This window comes from Rhodococcus rhodochrous (genome assembly GCF_014854695.1).
Taxonomy (GTDB): Bacteria; Actinomycetota; Actinomycetes; order Mycobacteriales; family Mycobacteriaceae; genus Rhodococcus.
The window spans coordinates 2,001,122-2,022,773 of record NZ_CP027557.1; the positions used below are offsets into that span (position 1 = coordinate 2,001,122).

Here is a 21,652-nt window from a genome sequence, read left to right on the forward strand (position 1 = left end):
TGATGACACCCCTCGGGACGATGTGTCCAGAAATGTGCATGTCACCTGCCGGAAACCGGACGTCGGGGGATCGGTCCGGAACGACGAAGCCCGCCGGTGCTGTGCGCACCCGGCGGGCTTCCTCCGTGGAGGGGATGACGGGAATCGAACCCGCGTAGCCAGTTTGGAAGACTGGGGCTCTACCATTGAGCTACATCCCCGTTGCGGCTGCGGCGCCGGTGTAGACCGGTGCTGCGGCTTGCGAGATGAGACTGTACCGGACCTCGCTTTGGATTTCATAATCGGGGGGCCGTAGGATTCTGCGATGGGTCCCGCGGTCGGATGCGGTGCCTTCACGACCGGGATGTGGCGCAGCTTGGTAGCGCATCCGCTTTGGGAGCGGAGGGTCGCAGGTTCGAATCCTGTCATCCCGACCAGATCGAACAGCGTCAGCGCGCTCAGTAGTGACACGAACGACCGACAAGAGAGCACGACAGAAGGAGCATGTCCGTGAAGAGCACCGTCGAGCAGCTGAGCCCGACGCGAGTCCGTATCAATGTTGAGGTGCCCTTCGAGGAGCTCCAGCCTGATTTCGACCGCGCTTTCAAGGCCCTCGCCGGCCAGGTCCGCATCCCGGGCTTCCGCCCCGGTAAGGCTCCTCGCAAGATCCTCGAGGCCCGCGTCGGCCGCGGCGCCGTTCTGGACCAGGTCATCAACGAGGCCATCCAGAGCCGCTACAGCGAGGCCGTGACCGCGAACGACGTCAAGGTCATCAGCCAGCCCGAGATCGACGTCACCAAGCTCGAGGACAACGTCGAGCTGGCGTTCACCGCCGAGGTCGACGTCCGTCCCGAGATCACCCTCCCCGATTTCTCCGAGATCGCCGTCACCGTCGATCCCGTCGAGATCACCGACGAGGACATCGCCGAGCAGATGCTGTCGCTGCGTCAGCGCTTCGGCACCCTGACGGGCGTCGAGCGTCCGGTGCAGGACGGCGACTTCGTCTCCATCGACCTGTCCGCGACGGTCGACGGCAACGAGGTTCCCGAGGCCGCCACCGAGGGCCTGTCGCACGAGGTCGGCTCCGGCCAACTCATCGACGGACTCGACGAGGCGATCATCGGCCTGTCCGCCGGCGAGTCGAAGGAGTTCACCTCCACACTGGTCGCCGGCGAGTACGCCGGTAAGGAAGCCGTCGTCACCGTCAAGGTCAACACCGTCAAGCAGCGCGAGCTGCCCGAGGCCGACGACGAGTTCGCGCAGCTCGCGAGCGAGTTCGACACCATCGGCGAGCTCGAGGCCGACCTCCGCGAGCGCGTCCAGCGCGTCAAGCAGGTCGAGCAGGCCGGCCAGATCCGCGACAAGGTCCTCGAGGTTCTCCTCGAGACCGTCGAGATCCCGGTTCCCGAGGCCGCCGTCCAGGCCGAGGTCGACAGCGCGCTGCACGACGCGATCCACGAGCTCGATCACGACGAGACCAAGCTGAACGAGCTGCTCGAGGCTCAGGGTACGAGCCGCGAAGAGTTCGACAAGGAAGCACGCGAGTCCGCCGAGCGTTCGGTGAAGACCCAGCTGCTCCTCGACGCGATCGCCGAGGCGGAGAACACCACGGTCGAGCAGCAGGAGCTGACCGAGCGCATCTTCTTCCAGGCGCAGCGCTACGGCATTCCGCCGGAGCAGTTCATCCAGCAGATCAGCCAGGCCAACCAGCTCGGTGCCGTCTTCGCCGACGTCCGCCGCGGCAAGGCACTCGGCACCGTCGTCGATCGCGCCAACGTGACCGACACCACGGGTGCGACCGTCGACACCGCCGAGCTGTTCGGCACCAAGAAGGACGACGACGCCGAGGGCGAGAACGCCGAGGCGGAGACCACCGAGGACTCGGCCTCCGAGTAGTCGGACGACCCACGGAGATTCGAAACCCCAGGGGCACGAATTTCCGCTTTCAGCGAAGAGGGGCGGCACCGGGCATCCGGTGCCGCCCCGTTTCGTTAGTGTCAGTGTCAGCAACCCACGATCGACGAGAAGGCAGGTACCCGTGACTCCTCAGAATCCGGCGACATCCATCGGTCCCGCGATGACCTCGGCCACCGCTGGGCTGAACCTCAGCGACTCGGTGTACGAACGCCTGCTCCGCGAGCGCATCATCTTCCTGGGCACCCAGGTCGACGACGACATCGCGAACAAGCTGTGCGCTCAGATCCTTCTGCTGTCGGCCGAGGACCCCACCCGCGACATCTCCCTGTACATCAACTCGCCGGGCGGTTCGGTCACCGCCGGTATGGCGATCTACGACACGATGAAGTTCGTCGAGTGCGATGTCGCGACCTTCGCGATGGGCCTCGCCGCCTCGATGGGTCAGTTCCTGCTCTCCGCCGGCACCAAGGGCAAGCGTTACGCGCTCCCGCACGCGCGGATCATGATGCACCAGCCGTCCGCAGGTATCGGTGGTACGGCGAGCGACATCGCGATCATGGCGGAGCAGTTCGCACACACCAAGCGCGAGATGGCCGAGCTCATCGCAGAGCACACGGGCCAGTCGGTGGAGCAGATCACCAAGGACTCCGACCGCGACCGCTGGTTCACGGCGCAGCAGGCGCTCGAATACGGCTTCGTCGACCACGTCGTCTCCCGGGCGCAGCAGGCCGGCGGTACCGCCAACTAGGTCCCGGCCCGATCTGCCCTCACACCACCGAATTCTTGGAGAAGCGATGACCAACATGTTCGATCCGCGCCAGCTCGGCGGCGCAGCTCCTGCCTCGCCCGCGAGCCGCTACATCCTCCCGTCGTTCATCGAGCACTCGAGCTACGGCGTCAAGGAATCCAACCCGTACAACAAGCTGTTCGAAGAGCGCATCATCTTCCTCGGCGTCCAGGTCGACGACGCGTCCGCCAACGACGTGATGGCTCAGCTGCTGGTGCTCGAGTCGCTCGATCCCGACCGCGACATCACCATGTACATCAACTCGCCCGGTGGTTCGTTCACCTCGCTCATGGCGATCTACGACACCATGCAGTACGTCCGCGCCGACATCACCACGGTGTGCCTCGGTCAGGCAGCCTCCGCCGCGGCCGTCCTGCTCGCCGCCGGCACCCCCGGTAAGCGCCTGGCGCTGCCCAACGCTCGCGTGCTCATCCATCAGCCCGCCACGGGTGGCATCCAGGGTCAGGTCTCCGACCTCGAGATCCAGGCCGCCGAGATCGAGCGCATGCGTACTCTCATGGAGAACACGCTCTCGAAGCACACCGGCAAGGATCCCGAGCAGATCCGCAAGGACACCGATCGGGACAAGATCCTCACGGCGGAGCAGGCCGTCGAATACGGTCTGATCGACCGGGTTCTCGAGTACCGGAAGCTCTCGGCCCAGAAGTAGAACGTCGCAGGCGGTTCCGGGAGACACGGTGTCTTCCGGAGCCGCCGACGCCGGGACTGTGATCGTCGACACATGTTGTGCTGTACAAATATGACCGGAAACGCGCAGAACCGGTCGACCTGCGCGCCGACATCCGGGTACGGTCGATCAAAGGGCCCGCTCCCCGGGACCGCCCCGTGTGGTGGTTGCGGGACCGGTTGCACGCACACGAGGAAGTAGGGACCTGACTGATGGCACGTATCGGTGACGGCGGAGATCTGCTCAAGTGCTCCTTCTGCGGAAAGAGCCAGAAGCAGGTCAAGAAGCTCATTGCGGGCCCCGGTGTCTACATCTGCGACGAGTGCATCGATCTCTGCAACGAGATCATCGAGGAAGAGCTGGCCGAGACCAGCGAGGTCAAGCTCGACGAGCTGCCCAAGCCGGCCGAGATCCGCGACTTCCTCGACAACTACGTGATCGGCCAGGACGCCGCCAAGCGCACGCTGGCCGTGGCGGTCTACAACCACTACAAGCGCATCCAGGCCGGCGACAAGGGCCGAGACTCCCGCGGTGAGACGGTCGAACTCGCGAAGTCCAACATCCTGCTTCTCGGCCCCACCGGTTGTGGCAAGACCTACCTCGCGCAGACGCTCGCGAAGATGCTCAACGTGCCGTTCGCCATCGCCGACGCCACCGCACTGACGGAGGCCGGCTACGTCGGTGAGGACGTCGAGAACATCCTCCTCAAGCTCATCCAGGCCGCCGACTACGACGTCAAGCGCGCCGAGACCGGCATCATCTACATCGACGAGGTCGACAAGATCGCCCGCAAGAGCGAGAACCCGTCGATCACCCGCGACGTGTCGGGCGAGGGCGTGCAGCAGGCGCTGCTGAAGATCCTCGAAGGCACCCAGGCATCCGTCCCGCCGCAGGGTGGCCGCAAGCATCCGCACCAGGAATTCATCCAGATCGACACCACGAACGTGCTGTTCATCGTGGCGGGTGCGTTCGCCGGTCTCGAGAAGATCGTCTCCGATCGGGTCGGCAAGCGCGGCATCGGATTCGGCGCCGAGGTGCGGTCCAAGGCCGAGATCGACACCACCGACCACTTCGCCGACGTCATGCCCGAGGACCTCATCAAGTTCGGTCTGATCCCCGAGTTCATCGGTCGTCTGCCGATCCTCGCGTCGGTGACCAATCTCGACAAGGAATCGCTCGTCCAGATCCTGTCGGAGCCGAAGAACGCTCTGGTCAAGCAGTACGTGCGCCTGTTCGAGATGGACGGCGTCGAACTCGAGTTCTCCCAGGACGGACTCGAAGCGGTCGCCGACCAGGCGATCCTCCGTGGCACCGGCGCCCGCGGGCTCCGCGCCATCATGGAGGAGGTGCTCCTGCCCGTGATGTACGACATCCCCAGCCGCGACGACGTCGCCAAGGTCGTGGTCACCGCCGAGACCGTGAACGACAACGTCCTTCCGACGATCGTTCCGCGCAAGGCCGATCGGGAGCGTCGCGACAAGAGCGCCTGATCCTGCGAGATTTACGACGAGCGCCCCGGCACCAGAGTGCCGGGGCGTTTTTCGCGAGAACTGAACATGTGATCCGGAACCATTCCGTTGAATGGAAGTGGTGCAGCTCACCGGAGGGATGGCATGGGACATTGGAGTCGTCCCTGTTCCGCGTCGAAAGGACTTCGATGTCGCTGAATCTTGCGGATCTGTTCGAAGCAATCGTCGATGCCGTACCCACGCGCACAGCGCTCGTGGATGGGGACAAGCGGCCGACCTACTGCGAACTCGACGCGGATGCGAATCGTCTCGCCCGGCATTTCGTTCGTGCGGGAGTTCGCCCGGGGGAACACGTCGGTCTGTACATGCGCAACGGCAATGAATTCGTTCGGGCGCTGCTCGCGTGTCTCAAGATCCGCGCAGTACCGATCAATATCGACTTTCGTTACGCCGACGCGGAACTGGCCTACCTGATCGGCAATGTGGAGCTCGCGGCCATGGTTCTCGATGGTGATTTGGCCGGGCATGCGGCTGCGGTCCTTCCGCGAACACCCACCGTGCGGCATGTCGTCACCGTCGGGGAGGCATGCGATGTGGCATGGAAGGACGTGACGGTAGTCGACGTCGACGAGGCGACGAGCGGGGAGTCTGCAGAGCGCGGCTTTGCTGCGCGAAGCGGTGACGACCTGTTGATCGTCTACACCGCCGGGGCGGTGGGTCTGCCCAAGGCCGTGATGTGGCGGAACGAGGACTTCTTCCACGCGGCCTTGTCGGGAGGTAGTCCCTTCGGGGCACACCACGCCGATGGGGCAACAGTCGTGTCCGTCGTTTCCAGCATTCCGCAGATGACCTGGATGCTCACCGGCCCCTTCGTACACGGTGCTGCCCTGCAGAGTATGTTCAGCGCCTTCTGCCTCGGAGCAACCCAGGTATCGATGCACGGTTTCGACCCCGTGGAGGCGCTGACGCTCGTCGAGCGTGAACGGGTGATGACGATGACCGTTGTCGGTGACGCCGGCGCCCGTGCCCTCGCCGACGCGATCGCGGTGTACGGCTCGGAGTTCGATCTGAGCTCGTTGTTCGTGGTCGGTTCCGGCGGTGCGCTGTTCTCGCATCCCGTCCGCGAGCACTTGACTGCTTTGCTCCCCAACGTGATCGTGCGCGACAACTTCGGTTCCTCGGAGTCAGGCATGGACGGCGAAGTCACCGTCGGTGAGGACGGAACGGTACGGCTCACGCCCACACCGGCGGTACGGGTGGTCGACGAGCAGCTGCGTCCGATCGAGCCGGGCTCGGGTGCCGTCGGATATGTCGCCCGGTCCGGGCACGTCCCGCTCGGCTACTGGGGCGACCCTGTGAAGACGGCCGCGACCTTCCCCGTTGTCGACGGGGTCCGTGTGTCGATTCTCGGGGATATGGCCCGGGTGGAGGGCGACGGCACGATCATCCTGCTGGGTCGGCGCGGTTCGGTATCGGGTGGTGTCGGAGGAAGAGGGCGGCGCCCCTCGAACGGTCGCGGTGTGCAAGCTCCGAGGGGCGCCGCCGAAGCGAACGTCGCTCACGTCAGCCCGGTCTGAAGGACCGGGTGGTCTGTTAGTCGCTGAAACACGTCGCTCAGTCGACGGCCAGCGCGACCTTCTCGAGTTCCGCGATGCTGTAAGCGGCGTAGGTCTCGTACGGGCCGCGGCCGGTGAAGTACGACGAGAGCTGCTCGTCGAGTTCCTCGACCGTGAATGCCGAACCGGCTGCGTCGAAACGGTTCTCGACGGTCGGCGCCGCCATGAGCGCGACCATTTTTCCGTACACCACGAACACCTGTCCGGTGATCTCCGAGGACGCCGGCGAGGCGAGGTAACGCACGAGGGTGGCCACGCGCTCCGGCGCCAGGGGATCGAGTCCGGTCGTGGCGCCGGCCTCGCCGAAGGCCTCCGCGGTCATCGCGGTGCGTGCGCGGGGGCAGATCGCATTCGCGGTGACGCCGTAGCGCGCCAGCCCCTGCGCCGTGGACAGTGTCAGTGCCGTGATGCCTGCCTTCGCAGCGGAATAGTTCGGCTGTCCGGCGGAACCGAAGAGGAAGGCCTCCGACGAGGTGTTGACGACGCGGCCGTAGACCGGTCCACCCGCAGCCTTGCTCGCCTGACGCCAGTGCACCGCCGCCGCATGTGAGGTGGCGGCATGGCCCTTGAGGTGCACTCGGATCACGTCGTCCCAGTCGGACTCGGTGAGGTTGAAGATCATCTTGTCGCGGATGATGCCCGCGTTGTTGACGAGGATGTCGAAGGACCCGAATGCCTTGACCGATTCCTCGACGAGGCGACCGCCGAGAGCCCAGTCGGACACGTCGCCGGTGACGGCGATGGCCTGGCCTCCCGACGCGACGATTTCCTCTGCCACCTCGTGCGCCGCGTCGCCCATGTCGTTGACGACGACGGCGGCGCCTGCCTCGGCGAGGGCGAGGGCTTCGGCGCGGCCCAGGCCGGCCCCGGCGCCGGTCACGACCGCCGCGCGCCCGGCCAGACTTACGGATTCACCCATGGAACGTCTCCTGTTCGATTGCGGCGGTTCGTCAGTGCACCGCGCCGGAATTAGTATTCATTCTAGTCTGGAGCCGTACGCGATCCGGGGACGCCGACGGTCTCGGTGGCCGGGATCGAGCGGACCGCCGACCGGCTTGCCTGGAACGTTCGTCGGCGACGGTGGTTCGAGATCACGGCGGACGAGGGAGGGAGGGCCGGGCATGCCCAGGGTTGCGGAGGTGCGCGATGCCGCCGAACCGAATTCGGCGGAACAACACGCGCGATACGACAGGATCCTCGACGCGGCAGCACAATTGGGGGCAGCGAAAGAGCTCGAACGGGTCCGGATGCAGGAGGTCGCCGAACTCGCCGGTGTCGCCATCGGAACCCTCTACCGCTACTTCCCGTCGAAGACGCATCTCTTCGTGGCGGTCATGGTCGACCGGATCGACCGAATGGGGATTCGGTTGTCCAGTCGGCCACGGGCAGGCGGTTCCCCGGCCGCCTCCGTCTACGACGTGTTGCTGCAGGCCACCCGGGCGTTGGTGCGCGCACCGTTGTTGGCGAACGCGATGATCCAGTCCGCGGCCTCGTCGAACGCCGCCTCGGTTCCGGACGCGGCGAAGATCGATCGGCACTTCGACGGACTGCTCTTGGCCGCGGCCGGCATCGCCGAGCCGACGGTCCGGGACGCGACCGTCGTGCGTCTCCTGGTGGCCTTGTGGTTCGGGCTGGTCCGGTCGGCCCTCAACGGGCGGATGTCGATTCCGGAGGTCGAATCCGACCTGCGTGTTGCGTGCGATCTGCTGTTGGTGGATCTTTCCGTCGCCGGGAACTGAGCCGGCGGGTTTCGCGGAGCTTCCACAAGGGTGGTCCCGGTCGGTGGGACGGCGCGGTAATCTGCGACCCTCGTCACTAGAATAAATTTCAATATCGTCGAGCAGTTGGGAGCAGGCATGAGCAAGGTCGTCATCGTGGAGGCTGCGCGGACACCGATCGGCCGCCGACGCGGTCAGCTGGCCGGGGTCCACCCCGCGGTGTTGCTCGGTGCCGCCCAGAAGGCCGTTCTCGACCGCACCGGACTGCCTGCCGACCAGGTCGGTCAGCTCGTCGGAGGCGCCGTCACCCAGGCGGGGGAGCAGTCCAACAACGTGACCCGCCAGGCCTGGCTCCACGCAGGTCTCCCGTACACGACCGCCGCGACGACCATCGATTGCGCATGCAGTTCGTCGCAGCAGGCGGTCCACATGGTGGCCGGACTGATCGCGTCCGGGCAGATCGACGCGGGAATCGGATGCGGAGTCGAGGTCATGAGCCGGGTGTTCCTCGGCCAGGCCAACGCACCGGGCACCGGCAACCCCTATCCGGACGACTGGTCGATCGACATGGGCGACCAGTTCACCTCTGCCGAACGTATCGCCCACAAGCGCGGCATCAAACGTGACGATGTCGATGCTCTCGGACTCGAGTCGCAGCGTCGCGCCGCAGCCGCGTGGGCCGAGGGGCGCTTCGACCGCGAGATCGTCCCGGTGCAGGCGCCGATCGTGACCAAGGAGGGTGAGCCCACCGGTGAGATCGCGACAGTGACTCGTGACGGCGGGCTGCGTGAGACCACCGCCGAGGGGCTGGCGGGCCTCCGCCCGGTCATCGAGAACGGAATCCACACAGCAGGCAACTCTTCTCAGGTCAGCGACGGTGCCGCCGCCGTGCTGCTGATGAGCGAGGACAAGGCGCGGGAGGCGGGCCTGCGGCCCCGGGCCCGGATTCTCGCGTCGACGCTCGTCGGTTCCGACCCGTACTACCACCTCGACGGTCCCATCGACGCGACTCGCGCGGTACTCGAGCGCACCGGAATGTCCTTGTCCGACATCGACATCGTCGAGATCAACGAAGCCTTCGCTTCGGTCGTGTTGTCCTGGGCTCAGGTCCACGGGGCCGACATGAGCAAGGTCAACGTCAACGGCGGCGCCATCGCGCTCGGCCACCCCGTCGGTTCCACCGGCTCGCGATTGATCACCAGTGCCCTGCACGAACTCGAGCGTTCGAACCGCTCGACGGCGCTGGTCACGATGTGTGCGGGTGGCGCGATGGCCTCCGCCACCATCATCGAGCGCATCTGACGCCGGACATTCTGCTATCCGAAGGGACCCGATCATGACTCTGGGATTGAGCGACGAGGACCGCGAGCTCCGCGATTCCGTACGCGGCTGGGCGGCACGGCACGCCACACCCGACGTGATCCGCACGGCCGTCGAAGCGAAGACGGAAGCCCGCCCGACGTACTGGAGCTCGTTCGCCGAACTCGGCATGCTGGGATTGCACCTGCCCGAAGAGGTCGGAGGCGCCGGTTTCGGTTTGCTCGAAACAGCAATCGTCGCAGAGGAACTCGGACGAGCCATGGTGCCCGGCCCGTTCCTTCCGACCGTGATCGTGTCCGCGGTCCTCGACGAGGCCGGCCGTCGCAGCGAACTCGATGGGCTCGCGGACGGTTCGCTGTTCGGTGCGGTCGCCCTGCAGCCGGGGGACCTGCGAGTGGAGCGCGACGGCGATTCCGTCATGCTCTCGGGAACCTCCGGTGCCGCCCTCGGCGGCCAGGTCGCGGATGTGTTCCTGCTCGCGGCCGACGACGGTGGTGAGCGGGTCTTCGTCGTCGTGACCCGTGACCGGGTCGAGGTCACGAACCTGCCCAGCTACGACGTGATCCGCCGCAACGCCGAGATCACCGCGAGCGCCCTGACGTTGTCCGACGGGGACGTGCTGAGGTCGGATTCGCATCGGATCGTCGATATCGCCGCGACCTTGTTCGCCGCCGAGGCCGCCGGTCTCGCGGACTGGGCGACCACCACCGCCGCGGACTATGCGCGGGTCCGCAAGCAGTTCGGCCGCGTCATCGGACAGTTCCAGGGTGTCAAGCACACCGTCGCCCGGATGCTCTGTCTCACCGAACAGGCCCGGGTCGTGGCCTGGGACGCCGCGCGAGCGCAGGCAGAGGACGCGGCGGACGACGAGTCATCGCTCGCCGTGGCGGTCGCCGCGTCCATCGCTCCGGAGGCGGCCTTCCAGGTCACCAAGAACTGCATTCAGGTGCTCGGCGGCATCGGCTACACCTGGGAGCACGACGCGCACCTGTACATGCGGCGCGCCCAGTCGCTCCGGATCCTGCTCGGCTCCACGGCGTCGTGGCGGCGCCGGGTCGCCCACCTCACGCTCGACGGTGCCCGCCGCGTGCTGAGCGTCGATCTTCCGCCCGAGGCGGAACGGATTCGCGCCGACGTCCGTGCCGAACTCGAGCCGGCGAAGTCGCTGGAGAACGCAGCGCGGAAGGCGTATCTGGCGGAGAAGGGCTACACCGCTCCTCATCTGCCCGAACCATGGGGCAAGGCCGCCGACGCCGTCACGCAACTCGTCGTCGCCGAGGAACTGCGCGTCGCCGAACTCGAACCGCACGACATGATCATCGGCAACTGGGTGGTGCCGACCCTGATCGCGCACGGCAGTACCGAGCAGATCGAGCGATTCGTCCCGCAGTCGCTGCGCGGGGATCTCGTGTGGTGTCAGCTCTTCTCCGAACCCGGCGCCGGGTCTGATCTCGCGGGCCTGTCCACCAAGGCCGTCAAGGTGGACGGCGGATGGAGGCTCGACGGTCAGAAGGTGTGGACGTCGATGGCGCGGGTCGCGGACTGGGGCATCTGCCTCGCCCGCACCGACGCGGAAGCGCCCAAACACAAAGGCCTGTCCTACTTCCTGATCGACATCAGGAACACGGAAGGCCTCGACATCCGGCCGCTGCGGGAGATCACCGGCGAAGCCCTGTTCAACGAGGTGTTCCTCGACGGCGTGTTCGTGCCGGACGAGTGCCTCGTCGGCGAGCCCGGGGACGGATGGAAGCTCGCCCGTACGACCCTCGCGAACGAACGCGTCTCCCTCTCACACGATTCGACTTTCGGTGCCGGCTGCGAGACTCTCATGGCGCTCGCGAACGGCATGCCCGGCGGACCCGACGACGAACAGCTCACCGTTCTCGGCAAAGTGCTCGGCGATGCCGCGTCCGGTGGCCTCATGGGGCTGCGCACCGCTCTCCGCTCGCTGGCCGGTGCACAGCCGGGTGCCGAGTCCTCCGTCGCCAAGCTCCTCGGCGTCGAGCACCTCCAGCAGGTCTGGGAGACCGCGATGGACTGGGCCGGTCCCGCGTCGTTGCTCGACGACCAGGACCGAACTTCGGCCACCCACATGTTCCTCAACGTGCAGTGCATGTCCATCGCCGGTGGGACGACCAACGTCCAGCTGAACATCATCGGTGAGAGGCTTCTCGGCCTGCCCCGCGATCCCGAACCCGGAAAGTGACGCCCATGCCCATCGATACCGATGTCGCGCTCTCCGCTGCGCCCACCGTCCGCGACGCCTCGTGGACCGAACGCGATGTGATCCTCTACCACCTCGGTCTGGGTGCGGGTGCCGACTCGCTCGATCCCGCCGAACTGCGGTGGGTGTACGAGAAGGACCTGCGGGTCCTGCCGACCTTCGCGATGGTCGCCGGTCAGGGTGTCTCCGCCGGTGCGGTGACACCGGCCGGACTGAGCCTGCCGGGAATCGACATCGACCTGCGCAGGATCCTGCACGGTGGCCAGTCCGTCACCGTGCACGCCCCGATCCCGATCTCGGGTTCGGCGACCGTCTCGTCTCGCATCTCCGATGTGTGGGACAAGGGCAAAGCCGCCGTGATCGTGCTCGAGCAGTCCGCAGTGGACGCCGACGGAAACCCGTTGTGGACCAGTGCGATGCAGATCTGGGCGCGCGGTGAGGGAGGTTTCGGCGGAGACGCCGGGCCCGATGTGTCGAACGCAGTGCCGGAACGGGACGCCGACAAGACCCTGGTGTCACCTACGAGCACGCAACAGGCACTGGTGTACCGGCTCAGTGCCGACATGAACCCGCTGCACGCCGATCCCGAATTCGCGAAGGCGGCCGGTTTCGATCGGCCGATCCTGCACGGACTCGCCTCGTACGGTGTCGTGTGCAAGGCCGTCGTCGACGGTGTGCTCGACGGAGACCCGACCCGGGTCCGGTCGTTCTCGGTCCGCTTCGCCGGCACGCTGTACCCCGGGGAGACGATCGAGACGGCGGTCTGGCGAGACGGCGACACCCTCACCCTGCTCGCCACATGTCCCGAGCGCGACGGGCAACCGGTGCTCACCCACGCCACGATGGAGATTCGATGAGAGTCGACCCGGACACCCACCCCGTCGTCGGACACGCGCCCGACGGTACGGTGCTGACCTCGGCACCGCAGGACACCGCCGTCGACCGCGCCACCGCCGCCGCGCGGCGCGTGGTGGACGCGTTGCTGCGCACCGACCGTGGCAACGCGAATCTCGAGCGGGTCGCCGAAGAACTCGACAATATCGCCGAGCACCTCGAGGAACACGCCCCCGAAGTGCGGGAGCGACTGATCGACATGTGGCACGGGGAGGGTGTCACCCGGCACGATCCGGTCACCGGGCCGGAGAACGCGCTCGCTCCGCCGCTGGTGCTCGCCGGTCGCGAAGACGGATCGGTGGAAGGCGTCGTCGAACTGACCTTCCCGTACCAGGGCCCGCCCGGGCACGTGCACGGCGGAGTCTCCGCCCTCCTGCTCGATCACACTCTGGGTGTGGCGAACGCCTGGGCCGGGCGCAGCGGCGCCACCGCACAGCTCAATGTGCGGTACCACCGCCCGACCCCGCTGTTCGAGCCGCTGACGATCACCGGTCGTCTGGTCGAGCAGGACGGCCGCAAGATCAACACGGTCGGCGAGATCAGGACCGCGGACGGCACGGTGTGCGTCTCCGTCGAGGCGCTGTTCATCGACAGGACGGTTCCCCGTCCGCGCTGACGGCCTGCACCGCATACGCCGTCGTATCGGAAAGGAACGGCATGGGGAAATTGGACGGGCGGGTGGCGATCGTCACCGGCGCCGGGATGGGAATCGGCCGCGGCGTTGCCGGCGCGCTGGCCCGTGAGGGGGCGAGCGTCGTCGTCGCCGAGGTCGACGAGGAAGCCGGGGCGGCCACCGCACGGTGGATCACCGAGAAGTGGGGGACGGCGGCACATTTCGTATCGACCGATGTCACCGACCGAGAACAGGTGCACAACGCGGTGGACACCGCCGCGCGGGAATTCGGGCGCCTCGACATCCTGGTCAACAACGCCTGGCGGTCACTGGGCTTCGCGCGTATGGAGAACACGCCCGAACACAGCATGCAGGCCGGGTTCGACATGGCGGTGATGGCCGCGTTCTGGGCGATGCAGCGCGCGTATCCGGAACTGGCCCGACACGGCACCGGTCGGGTCATCAACATGTGCAGTCTCAACGGCGTCAATGCGCACATGTACTCGGTGTCGTACAACGCGGCGAAAGAGGCGCTGCGCAGCATGACTCGCACGGCGGCCCGAGAGTGGGCACCGAAGCAGGTGTGCTGCAACGTGATCTGTCCCGGCGCGCAGAGTGCGGCATATCAGCGGGTCGCGGAGGCGGACCCGCAGATGGCAGCGACGCAGGCCGCAGCGAACCCGATGGGCCGTATCGGCGACCCGCTCGAGGACATCGGTACCGTCGCAGCCTTTCTCGCGAGCGACGACTCCCGCTATCTCACAGGCAACACGCTGTTCGTCGACGGCGGTAGCCACATCAACGGCGTGCAGTGGGCGCCGAACGTGGACTGAAATCCCAACGGAGGATTCATGCTCTCTCGTACTTCCCGGCGCCTGGTGGCAGCACTCACCGCAACGGCGATGCTCGGTATCACATCCTGCGCGGACTCCGGTGACGACACCGAGGAGACTTCCGGCGGGCCGGGCTCTCTCGTCACCGAACGTACCCTCACCGGTGCGGCGGCGATTCCCAGCGCATCGCGCACGCATCTGATCACCTATCTGTCCGAGGGGGCCGACCGGCGCCCCACGCTCGTGTCGGGCACCGTCGCGATCCCCGACGGTGAGGCCCCCGACGGGGGCTGGCCCGTGATCAGCTGGGCACACGGCACCACCGGGGTCGGTGACGCCTGCGCACCCTCCGCCGACACCCCCGGCGGTCCGGCCCATTCCTACGTCGGCAGGACCACCGCCATGCTCGACCAGTGGGTCGCCGACGGCTACGCCGTGGTCCAGACCGACTACGAGGGCCTCGGAACACCGGGCGAACACCCGTACATGAACGGAGACAGCGCGGCTGCCGCTGTCGTCGACATCGTGCGTGCGGCTCGGCAACTCGATTCCGGCATCGGCACCCGATGGGTCGCGATGGGACACAGCCAGGGCGGACACGCCGCGCTGTATGTGGCGGCACACGGCGAGGAACGCGCACCCGAACTCGAACTGCAGGGCGCGGTCTCCTTCGCCCCGGGTAGCCGCACCAGTGAGACCGCCGAGTACTACGCGACCGCCGGTCCCGCGATCGGTCCGGCGCTCGGATTCCTCCCGGTGCTGCTGCTCGGAGCGCAGGCGGCGGACCCGAGCATCGACGCCGACGCGATGCTCACCGACGCGTCGCGACCTCTGCTCGAGGCCGCGCGCACCGGATGCATGGACGACGTTCGCGAGGTGGCGAGCACGGTCCCGGTGGATCAGGTGTTCGCTCCGGATGCGGACCTCGAGCCGCTCCGCGAGTACTACGCCGGCCAGGAGGTCGAACCGCTCACCCTGACGGTGCCGACGCTCGTCGTGCAGGGAACCGACGATGCACTGGTGTCGCGTCCGGTCACCGATCAGGTGACCGCTGCACTGTGCGACAACGGAGCCGACCTGACCTATCGGGTGTACGAGGGGGCCGACCACCGCGCGGTACTCGAGGAGTCCTTCGGCGACGTGCGGGCGTTCGTCGACGGAGTACGCGCGGGCGAGGCGCAGGACGGCACGTGCGATTGATGCCGTCGATCAGTCGGTCTTGATGCGTTCGGGGACGGTGTAGATGTTCATCGTGTCGCCGCGGAGGAAGCCCACGAGGGTGAGGTCGGACTCCGCGGCGAGATCGACGGCCAGCGACGACGGCGCCGAGACCGCCGCGAGCACGGGGATCCCGGCCATGACCGCCTTCTGCACGAGTTCGAACGAGGCGCGTCCGCTCACCATGAGCACGCTGTGCGAGAGCGGAACCCGGTTGTCGGTCAGGGCCCAGCCGATCACCTTGTCGACGGCGTTGTGCCGGCCGACGTCCTCGCGCAGGGCCAGCAGCGCCCCGTCGGGGGTGAACAGCGCGGCCGCGTGCAGACCGCCGGTCGACTCGAAGACCTGCTGGTGCCGACGCAGCGTGTCGGGCAGTTCGGTGAGGGTGTGCGTGCCGATCGAGGTGGTGCCGGCATCCTTCAACGGATAGCGGGTGCGCGTGCGCACCTCGTCGAGCGAGTTCTTCCCGCACACCCCGCACGCGGAGGTCGTCGTGAACGCGCGTCGCCCCGTCCCTTCGGGGACGGTGACGCCGGGGGCGAGGGCGACGTCGAGGACGTTGTAGGTGTTGGCGCCGCTCTCGTCCACGCCGTCGCAGTAGCGGACGGCGGCGATGTCCTCGCGACTGCCGATCATCCCTTCGGCCAGCAGGAAGCCGTGGACGAGGTCGACGTCGTGCCCGGGGGTGCGCATCGTGATGGTGAGCGACTCACCGCCGACCCTGATCTCGAGCGGTTCCTCGACGGCGAGGGTGTCGGGACGTCGCGTCGCCCTGTCCGCAGTGATGCGCAGTACCGGACGACGTGTCGTGACCCGTCCCATCGTCTACCTCCCAGATGCGTGCAGCGGTTCGAGCCGTCGTTCCCACGGAACCCCGGCAGGGCAGGGATACCCCGGCGGTGCTGGTTGTGCACACCGGGGGACGCGGCGCCTCGTCCTCCATACTGCCTGCCCGCATGCAACGGCACCCCTGTCCTGAGAACTGCGGTGGCGTTACACGAAGTTCACCCGCACCTCGCAGGGACATTACAGAGTGGGTCCACTCTCAGGGGACGGTGATGAATGCGGGTCACCGACTGACGTAGGGGTCGTGAACCCCGGGATCGAACAGGGTGGACTTATATGGAACAGGCACTCGCGGCCGCCGATACCGCCTGGGTTTTGGCGGCGTTCACAGCAGTCGTACTGATGGTTCCGGGCCTGGCGCTGTTCTACAGCGGCATGCTCGGAGTCAAGAGCGCGCTCAACATGATCATGATGGTGTTCGGTGGATTCGCCGTCACCGCCGTCCTGTGGGTGCTGTTCGGTCCGGCCGCCGTGCTCGGTGACAGCGTCGGGGGCCTCGGCCTCATCGGCGATCCCTTCACCGACATCGGTCTCGGGTCGCTGCTCGAGGAGAACCCGGACGGAGGGATGCCCGCCGCCCTGACCGCCGCCTTCCACCTCCTCTTCGCGGGCATCACGGTGGCGATCATCGCCGGTGGAGTCGCGGACCGGATGAAGTTCTCGGCGTGGCTGGTGTTCTCGGGCATCTGGGTCGTCCTCGTCTATTTCCCGGTCGCGCACTGGGTCTTCGCCTTCGACGACGAGGAAGCGGGCACGAAGGGCGGATGGATCGCCAACACGCTCGCCGCCCACGACTTCGCCGGCGGCACCGCCGTGCACATGAACTCGGGTGTCGCGGCGCTGGCACTCGCCATCGCGCTCGGTCGTCGCCGCGGATTCCCGCACGTCGCCCGTCCCCACAACCTGCCCCTCGTCGTCCTCGGCGGCGGAATCCTGCTGTTCGGCTGGTTCGGATTCAACGGCGGTTCGGCGGGCGGCGCCAACCACATGGCCGGTGTCGTCGTCCTCAACACGCTCGTCGCCGCGATGGCCGGCCTGCTCGGTTGGCTGCTCGTCGAACGCATCAAGGAGAAGCACGCGACGACGCTCGGTGCCATCTCGGGCGTGATCGCCGCACTCGTGGGCATCACGCCCGCCGCGAGCCTCGTGTCCCCGCTCGGTGCCCTGCTGATCGGCGTGGTCTCCGGTGCCGTCGGCTGCTTCGCCGTGAGCTGGAAATTCCGCATGGGCTACGACGACTCGCTCGACGTCGTCGCCATCCACCTCATGGGCGGCGTCGTGGGCACCACCCTCATCGCCTTCGTCGCGACGGCCGCCGCGCCGGCCGGCGTCGACGGTCTGTTCTTCGGTGGTGGGATCGATTTCCTCGGACGCCAGATCGTCGCGATGGCTGCGGTGTTCGCCTACTCGTTCGCGGTGACCTTCCTGATCGCGAAGGCGCTCGACAAGATCATGGGCATTCGGGTCGACACCGAGACGGAGATGCGGGGCATCGACGTCCCGGTCCACGGGGAGACGGCCTACGTGATGGACTCGTTCTCGCCGACCGGCCCGTCGACGCTGCGCCCCGAGGTGTTCGCCGAGGACCGCGACGTGATCGTGCCCAAGTCCTGACCGACGAGTTTCCCCGACCGAACGGCAGGAGCCCTCACCGCACCGCGCGGTGAGGGCTCCGTCGTGTTCACGGCTGGTGGTTGTCGGGATACGCCGTCACGGCGAGGAACCGGATGGGCAGCTTCAGCAGCTCGTTCGGTCCGTGTAGTCCCTCACCGTCGAGGAGCAGGGCATCGCCCGGTTGCAGGTGGTACTCGGAATCGCCGTGGCCGTAGAGCATCTCGCCTTCGAGCATGTACAGCAGCTCGGTGCCGGGATGCTGGAAGAGGGGGAAGACCTCGCTTGCGTCGGTGAGGGTCACGAGCACCGGTTCGAGCCGCTTGTGCTGCCCACGCAGTGCGCCGAGCAATTCGTAGTGGTGGCCGACCCGCGTACCGCGACCGACGATCTCGGCGCCGTGCCCGTTCTTGGTGAACACCGCGTCGCGGTGCGCGTCCGCGCCCCGGAAGAGCGAGGTGACGGGGACGTCGAGGCCGGCGGCGAGGCGCGCGAGAGTCGACAGGCTGCACGACGTCTGGGCGTTCTCGATCTTCGAGAGCATCGCCTTGGAGATCCCCACCTTGGCGGCCATGTCGCCGACGGACAGACCGCTGGCCAGCCGCAGCGACCTCACCTGGTGGGCGATCGCGCGCTCGAGATCCACACCCGTCGGGGTGCCGCGCGGGACTTCGCGTCCGGAATCGTCGTACAGGACGGGACGATCTGGGCTGGCCATATCATCAGCGTAGCGTGTGTCCACCGGTGGTGAACGCCGCAATGCGGACACGGCGGTGCCCTCCACGATCCGGACGACAGGGATCCGGCCGGGTCCGTGGAGGGCACGCGCGCTGGGAGGTCGGGATCAGCGCATCTCGCCGGCGCCCTCGTAGGGGTTGAGGCTCAGGAGCAGATCACCCTCCTCGAAGCGGGAGAAACGGAAGTCGTCCGGGTTCACATTCGGAAGGTCGGTCTTCCCGTCGATCAGCAGGTCGGCGACCAACTTGCCCACCGCGGGGGAGATCTTGAACCCGTGCCCGGAGAATCCGGTCGCCAGGAACAGGCCCTCGACCGGTGCCGGACCGATGACGGGGTTGTAGTCCTCGGTGACGTCGTAGGCACCGACGTACGAACTGGTGATCCGTGGGTCCGGCATGTCGGGAAGGCGGTTGCCGAGCTTCATGATGTTCTTCTCGATCGTCGAGTCGTCGGCGCGGTTGACGTACTTGTCCGGGTCGATGTACTCCGGCGCCTGGTGATCGGAATTGCCCACCAGCAGTTCACCGTTCGGCTCGCGGCAGATGTACTGCAGGCCCGCCAGATCGGACAGCACGGGCACCTCCGGGGTCGGGACGCCCTGGTCGACGAGAACCAACTGCGCGCGCTGCGCCCGGACGTCGATGTCGACGCCGACACCGGCGACGAGTGCCGGAGTCCAGGGGCCTGCGGCGACGATGACCTGTTCGGCGTGCACCTCGGACCCGTCGGCGAGGGTGACGCCGTAGACGCGGCCTGTGGCGTTCTGCAGCAGCGACACCACCGGGGTGCTCTGCCGGATCTTCACGCCCATCCGCCGTGCCGTCGCCCCGAACGCCATTCCCGCCATGTAGGCCTCGCCGCGACCACCGAGCGGTTCGTAGGCGAACAGGGCGAAGTCGTCGAGGTGCAGGCCCGGCCACAGTTCGGCCATCTTGTCGTGGGTAATGAGTTCGGTGGCGATACCCAGGCCCTGCATCATCTCGATGTTCGCTTCGAGCGGCTTGACGTTGTTCTCCGCCACACCGACGACGTAACCGCACTGGCGGAACGCCATGTCGTCGCCGAAGATCTCGGTCGCCTTGGTGAAGATGTCGACGCCGTACCAGGACATCGCAGCCAACGACGGGGTGCCGTAGTGACAGCGCACGACACCGCTGGACTTGCCGGTCATGCCGGAGCAGAGGGTGTCGCGCTCGAGGACGAGGACGTCGGTCTCGCCGCGGTCAGCGAGGGAGTAGGCGATGGCCAGGCCTTCGAGGCCGCCGCCGACGATCAGAAACTTGGTCGTGTCCGTCACCTGAGGATCCTTTGTTCGGTCGGCCTCCGAATCGGGGAGGTCGGTGGGGGAGTCGATGTCAGAGGGAGGAAGTCGGTTCGATGCGGACCAGCAGTCCGGTGGCCGACGAGACTCGTAGCGTGATCGCCTCGTGGCGGATCAGGACGCAGTCCCCGGGCCCGGCCCGTTCCGTGCCGGCCTGTACGGAGCCCGATCGCACGTAGAGGGCAGTGACTCCGCCTGCGGCGGTGTCGAAGGCCGTGTCGAGCGTGAGATACCCGACGGCCGCAGTGGCGGCCCCACGCGCGGTTATGACATTGAATGCGCTGGTCGCGCCTCGGGGGATGCAGCGGGGTGCGTCCTCACCGGCGAACGGGTGCGGATGCCACGGATCCAGCGAACGAAGTCCGTGGCCCGAGTGGAGGTCGACCCCGTGCTCACCGACGACGGTGAAGATGCGGTCCCTGCCGGGGAAGGCCGAGAACTCGCTGGGATCGGATCCCAGATCGGCCACGCTGATCCGCCACAGCGGGCGTCCGGCGGGGCCGCGAGGTCCGGTCGCTACCTCCTCCGTGGTCCCGGCGCCGTTGCGCCAGAGCGTCCGCCGTCGGTCGCCCGAGCGGATCACCTGCACGGCCACCTAACTGCCCGTCGTCCAGTCGGCCATGATGTCGGCCAGTGCCTGCGCTCCGATATTGCAGTCGTCGGCCTCGGCGAACTCGTGCGGTGAATGCGAGACGCCGGTGGGGTTGCGCACGAACAACATTGCGGTGGGCACTTTTTCCGAGAGGATGCCGGCGTCGTGCCCCGCCTGGGTGGGGAGTACCGGGATGTCACCGAGATGCGACAGCGCGCGGCGCAACCGTTCGCGCGGCCCGGCCGGGAACTCGACGATCGGGGTGATCGATTCGGCGAAGACATCGAGCCCGATCTCGTCGGGCAGGCAGTGCTTGAGGGCCTCGGCCTCGATGTCGGCGACCAGCATCGTCAGGGTTTCCTCGTCCGCGGCGCGGGCGTCGAGCCATGCCTTGATCTCGGATGGAATTGCGTTGGCCCCGTTGGGCAACACCTCGAGTTTGCCGAAGGTGGCGACCGCGCCGGCCGCCGCGGCACACGAGCGGGCGCTGTGCACCGACGAGGCGTAGGCGAGCATCGGATCGCGACGGTCCACCAGGCGCGTAGCGCCGGCGTGGTTGGCCTCACCGGTGAAGGTGAACTGCCATCGTCCGTGCGGCCAGATCGACGACGCGACCGCGACCGGCGCGTCGACGAGGTCGAGTGCCCGGCCCTGTTCGACGTGCAGTTCGACGTACACCCCCACCCTGTCGACGAGTGTGGGATCGGCACCGATGTGTTCGGGTACGCGACCGGCACGGGTCATGGCCTCGGCCAGCGTGATCCCGTCGCGATCGCGCAGTCCGAGCGCGCGCTGGGGAGTCAGCGCCCCGGTGGTGAGCTGACTTCCCACACATGCCACACCGAAGCGGGCACCCTCCTCGTCGGAGAACGCGGTGATCGCGATCGGGACGGTCGGGACGATGCCGCGTTCCCTTACCAGGTCCACGGCGGAGAAGGCGGAGACCACGCCCAAGGGGCCGTCGAACGCACCGCCGTCGGGCACCGAGTCCAGGTGCGAACCGGTGACGAACGCGCCGGTGGGATCACCCGCCCAGCCTTCGGGAAGCCACCAGGCCCACAGGTTGCCGTTGCGGTCCTCTTCGACGTCCATACCGCGTTCGGCGGCGCAGCCGCGGAACCATTCACGCAGAGTGAGATCGGCGTCGCTCCAGGCGAATCGGCGGTAGCCCCCGGTCGTCGGATGCTGCCCGACGTCCAGGATCGATGCCCAGAGCGTGTCGAATGCGGTCATGTGGTGTGTCCTCTCGGGAAGTGCGGTGGCAGGCC

19 protein-coding genes and 2 tRNA genes are annotated in these 21,652 nt (G+C 67.2%); 14 read left to right on the forward strand and 7 right to left on the reverse strand.

Features of this window, described 5'->3' with window-relative positions:
* Nucleotides 1-126: 126 nt before the first annotated feature.
* Nucleotides 127-200 (reverse strand) — tRNA-Gly (locus tag C6Y44_RS09270).
* A 139-nt stretch (nucleotides 201-339) separates the two neighbouring features.
* On the opposite strand from C6Y44_RS09270, the gene C6Y44_RS09275 reads away from it, so the two are divergent.
* The 6 genes from C6Y44_RS09275 to C6Y44_RS09300 all read left to right on the forward strand — a co-directional run bounded on the left by C6Y44_RS09275 (nucleotide 340) and on the right by C6Y44_RS09300 (nucleotide 6,417).
* Nucleotides 340-416, forward strand: a tRNA-Pro gene (locus C6Y44_RS09275).
* Nucleotides 417-489: 73 nt separating this feature from the next.
* On the forward strand, nucleotides 490-1,875 hold the full coding sequence (gene tig / locus C6Y44_RS09280) for a trigger factor (RefSeq protein ID WP_367269340.1): 1,386 nt from the start codon (nucleotides 490-492) through the stop codon (nucleotides 1,873-1,875).
* A 142-nt stretch (nucleotides 1,876-2,017) separates the two neighbouring features.
* Nucleotides 2,018-2,644 (forward strand): ATP-dependent Clp protease proteolytic subunit, encoded by a 627-nt coding sequence (locus tag C6Y44_RS09285; RefSeq protein WP_016691866.1) that lies wholly within the window; start codon nucleotides 2,018-2,020, stop codon nucleotides 2,642-2,644.
* A gap of 46 nt (nucleotides 2,645-2,690) precedes the next feature.
* The gene (locus C6Y44_RS09290; protein ID WP_016691867.1) at nucleotides 2,691-3,353 is read left to right on the forward strand and encodes an ATP-dependent Clp protease proteolytic subunit; all 663 of its coding nucleotides are present in this window, start codon (nucleotides 2,691-2,693) and stop codon (nucleotides 3,351-3,353) included.
* A 230-nt stretch (nucleotides 3,354-3,583) separates the two neighbouring features.
* Nucleotides 3,584-4,861: an ATP-dependent Clp protease ATP-binding subunit ClpX gene (gene clpX / locus C6Y44_RS09295; RefSeq protein WP_016691868.1), complete on the forward strand. Its 1,278-nt coding sequence runs from the start codon at nucleotides 3,584-3,586 to the stop codon at nucleotides 4,859-4,861.
* Nucleotides 4,862-5,028: 167 nt separating this feature from the next.
* Complete coding sequence (locus C6Y44_RS09300; RefSeq protein WP_159418634.1) at nucleotides 5,029-6,417, forward strand: AMP-binding protein; 1,389 nt, start codon at nucleotides 5,029-5,031, stop codon at nucleotides 6,415-6,417.
* 37 nt (nucleotides 6,418-6,454) lie between these two features.
* Here C6Y44_RS09300 and C6Y44_RS09305 read toward each other — a convergent pair whose 3' ends face one another.
* Nucleotides 6,455-7,375 (reverse strand): 3-oxoacyl-ACP reductase, encoded by a 921-nt coding sequence (locus tag C6Y44_RS09305; protein ID WP_120282193.1) that lies wholly within the window; start codon nucleotides 7,373-7,375, stop codon nucleotides 6,455-6,457.
* 202 nt (nucleotides 7,376-7,577) lie between these two features.
* Between C6Y44_RS09305 and C6Y44_RS09310 the strand changes: the two genes are divergently transcribed.
* From C6Y44_RS09310 to C6Y44_RS09340, 7 genes are all read left to right on the forward strand, one after another.
* Nucleotides 7,578-8,195 (forward strand): TetR family transcriptional regulator, encoded by a 618-nt coding sequence (locus tag C6Y44_RS09310; protein WP_159418633.1) that lies wholly within the window; start codon nucleotides 7,578-7,580, stop codon nucleotides 8,193-8,195.
* 117 nt (nucleotides 8,196-8,312) lie between these two features.
* Nucleotides 8,313-9,476: a steroid 3-ketoacyl-CoA thiolase gene (locus C6Y44_RS09315; protein WP_159418632.1), complete on the forward strand. Its 1,164-nt coding sequence runs from the start codon at nucleotides 8,313-8,315 to the stop codon at nucleotides 9,474-9,476.
* Between the two features lie 34 nt (nucleotides 9,477-9,510).
* Entirely contained in the window at nucleotides 9,511-11,700 is a 2,190-nt protein-coding gene (locus tag C6Y44_RS09320) for an acyl-CoA dehydrogenase (RefSeq protein ID WP_159418631.1), read from the forward strand.
* A 5-nt stretch (nucleotides 11,701-11,705) separates the two neighbouring features.
* Nucleotides 11,706-12,575: a MaoC/PaaZ C-terminal domain-containing protein gene (locus tag C6Y44_RS09325; protein WP_159418630.1), complete on the forward strand. Its 870-nt coding sequence runs from the start codon at nucleotides 11,706-11,708 to the stop codon at nucleotides 12,573-12,575.
* Nucleotides 12,572-13,228, forward strand: a complete 657-nt coding sequence (locus C6Y44_RS09330; RefSeq protein WP_016691875.1) for a PaaI family thioesterase — start codon at nucleotides 12,572-12,574, stop codon at nucleotides 13,226-13,228. Before C6Y44_RS09325 ends, C6Y44_RS09330 begins: the two co-directional genes overlap by 4 nt.
* Before the next feature lie 41 nt (nucleotides 13,229-13,269).
* Complete coding sequence (locus C6Y44_RS09335) at nucleotides 13,270-14,058, forward strand: SDR family NAD(P)-dependent oxidoreductase (RefSeq protein WP_159418629.1); 789 nt, start codon at nucleotides 13,270-13,272, stop codon at nucleotides 14,056-14,058.
* Nucleotides 14,059-14,127: 69 nt separating this feature from the next.
* Nucleotides 14,128-15,258: a lipase family protein gene (locus C6Y44_RS09340; RefSeq protein WP_436839535.1), complete on the forward strand. Its 1,131-nt coding sequence runs from the start codon at nucleotides 14,128-14,130 to the stop codon at nucleotides 15,256-15,258.
* A gap of 9 nt (nucleotides 15,259-15,267) precedes the next feature.
* Here C6Y44_RS09340 and fdhD read toward each other — a convergent pair whose 3' ends face one another.
* Nucleotides 15,268-16,098, reverse strand: coding sequence for a formate dehydrogenase accessory sulfurtransferase FdhD (fdhD, locus tag C6Y44_RS09345; protein ID WP_016691878.1), 831 nt, complete (start codon nucleotides 16,096-16,098; stop codon nucleotides 15,268-15,270).
* A gap of 300 nt (nucleotides 16,099-16,398) precedes the next feature.
* Between fdhD and C6Y44_RS09350 the strand changes: the two genes are divergently transcribed.
* Nucleotides 16,399-17,736: an ammonium transporter gene (locus C6Y44_RS09350; RefSeq protein ID WP_159418627.1), complete on the forward strand. Its 1,338-nt coding sequence runs from the start codon at nucleotides 16,399-16,401 to the stop codon at nucleotides 17,734-17,736.
* A gap of 67 nt (nucleotides 17,737-17,803) precedes the next feature.
* Here C6Y44_RS09350 and C6Y44_RS09355 read toward each other — a convergent pair whose 3' ends face one another.
* The 4 genes from C6Y44_RS09355 to C6Y44_RS09370 all read right to left on the reverse strand — a co-directional run bounded on the left by C6Y44_RS09355 (nucleotide 17,804) and on the right by C6Y44_RS09370 (nucleotide 21,617).
* On the reverse strand, nucleotides 17,804-18,451 hold the full coding sequence (locus C6Y44_RS09355) for a helix-turn-helix domain-containing protein (protein WP_120282202.1): 648 nt from the start codon (nucleotides 18,449-18,451) through the stop codon (nucleotides 17,804-17,806).
* A 126-nt stretch (nucleotides 18,452-18,577) separates the two neighbouring features.
* Nucleotides 18,578-19,768, reverse strand: coding sequence for an NAD(P)/FAD-dependent oxidoreductase (locus tag C6Y44_RS09360; RefSeq protein ID WP_159418626.1), 1,191 nt, complete (start codon nucleotides 19,766-19,768; stop codon nucleotides 18,578-18,580).
* A 58-nt stretch (nucleotides 19,769-19,826) separates the two neighbouring features.
* Nucleotides 19,827-20,387 (reverse strand): HutD family protein, encoded by a 561-nt coding sequence (locus tag C6Y44_RS09365; protein WP_159418625.1) that lies wholly within the window; start codon nucleotides 20,385-20,387, stop codon nucleotides 19,827-19,829.
* Entirely contained in the window at nucleotides 20,388-21,617 is a 1,230-nt protein-coding gene (locus tag C6Y44_RS09370; protein ID WP_159418624.1) for an allantoate amidohydrolase, read from the reverse strand. It abuts the gene before it with no gap.
* Between the last annotated feature and the right edge of the window lie 35 nt (nucleotides 21,618-21,652).

Bases quoted from the DNA above. Each gene is read 5' to 3' on its own strand.
- C6Y44_RS09290 (WP_016691867.1), top strand. From the start codon at position 2,691: ATGACCAACATGTTCGATCCGCGCCAGCTCGGCGGCGCAGCTCCTGCC.
- clpX (WP_016691868.1), top strand. From the start codon at position 3,584: ATGGCACGTATCGGTGACGGCGGAGATCTGCTCAAGTGCTCCTTCTGC.
- C6Y44_RS09300 (WP_159418634.1), top strand. From the start codon at position 5,029: ATGTCGCTGAATCTTGCGGATCTGTTCGAAGCAATCGTCGATGCCGTA.
- C6Y44_RS09305 (WP_120282193.1), bottom strand. From the start codon at position 7,375: ATGGGTGAATCCGTAAGTCTGGCCGGGCGCGCGGCGGTCGTGACCGGC.
- C6Y44_RS09310 (WP_159418633.1), top strand. From the start codon at position 7,578: ATGCCCAGGGTTGCGGAGGTGCGCGATGCCGCCGAACCGAATTCGGCG.
- C6Y44_RS09315 (WP_159418632.1), top strand. From the start codon at position 8,313: ATGAGCAAGGTCGTCATCGTGGAGGCTGCGCGGACACCGATCGGCCGC.
- C6Y44_RS09320 (WP_159418631.1), top strand. From the start codon at position 9,511: ATGACTCTGGGATTGAGCGACGAGGACCGCGAGCTCCGCGATTCCGTA.
- C6Y44_RS09325 (WP_159418630.1), top strand. From the start codon at position 11,706: ATGCCCATCGATACCGATGTCGCGCTCTCCGCTGCGCCCACCGTCCGC.
- C6Y44_RS09330 (WP_016691875.1), top strand. From the start codon at position 12,572: ATGAGAGTCGACCCGGACACCCACCCCGTCGTCGGACACGCGCCCGAC.
- C6Y44_RS09335 (WP_159418629.1), top strand. From the start codon at position 13,270: ATGGGGAAATTGGACGGGCGGGTGGCGATCGTCACCGGCGCCGGGATG.
- C6Y44_RS09340 (WP_436839535.1), top strand. From the start codon at position 14,128: ATGCTCGGTATCACATCCTGCGCGGACTCCGGTGACGACACCGAGGAG.
- fdhD (WP_016691878.1), bottom strand. From the start codon at position 16,098: ATGGGACGGGTCACGACACGTCGTCCGGTACTGCGCATCACTGCGGAC.
- C6Y44_RS09350 (WP_159418627.1), top strand. From the start codon at position 16,399: ATGGAACAGGCACTCGCGGCCGCCGATACCGCCTGGGTTTTGGCGGCG.
- C6Y44_RS09355 (WP_120282202.1), bottom strand. From the start codon at position 18,451: ATGGCCAGCCCAGATCGTCCCGTCCTGTACGACGATTCCGGACGCGAA.
- C6Y44_RS09370 (WP_159418624.1), bottom strand. From the start codon at position 21,617: ATGACCGCATTCGACACGCTCTGGGCATCGATCCTGGACGTCGGGCAG.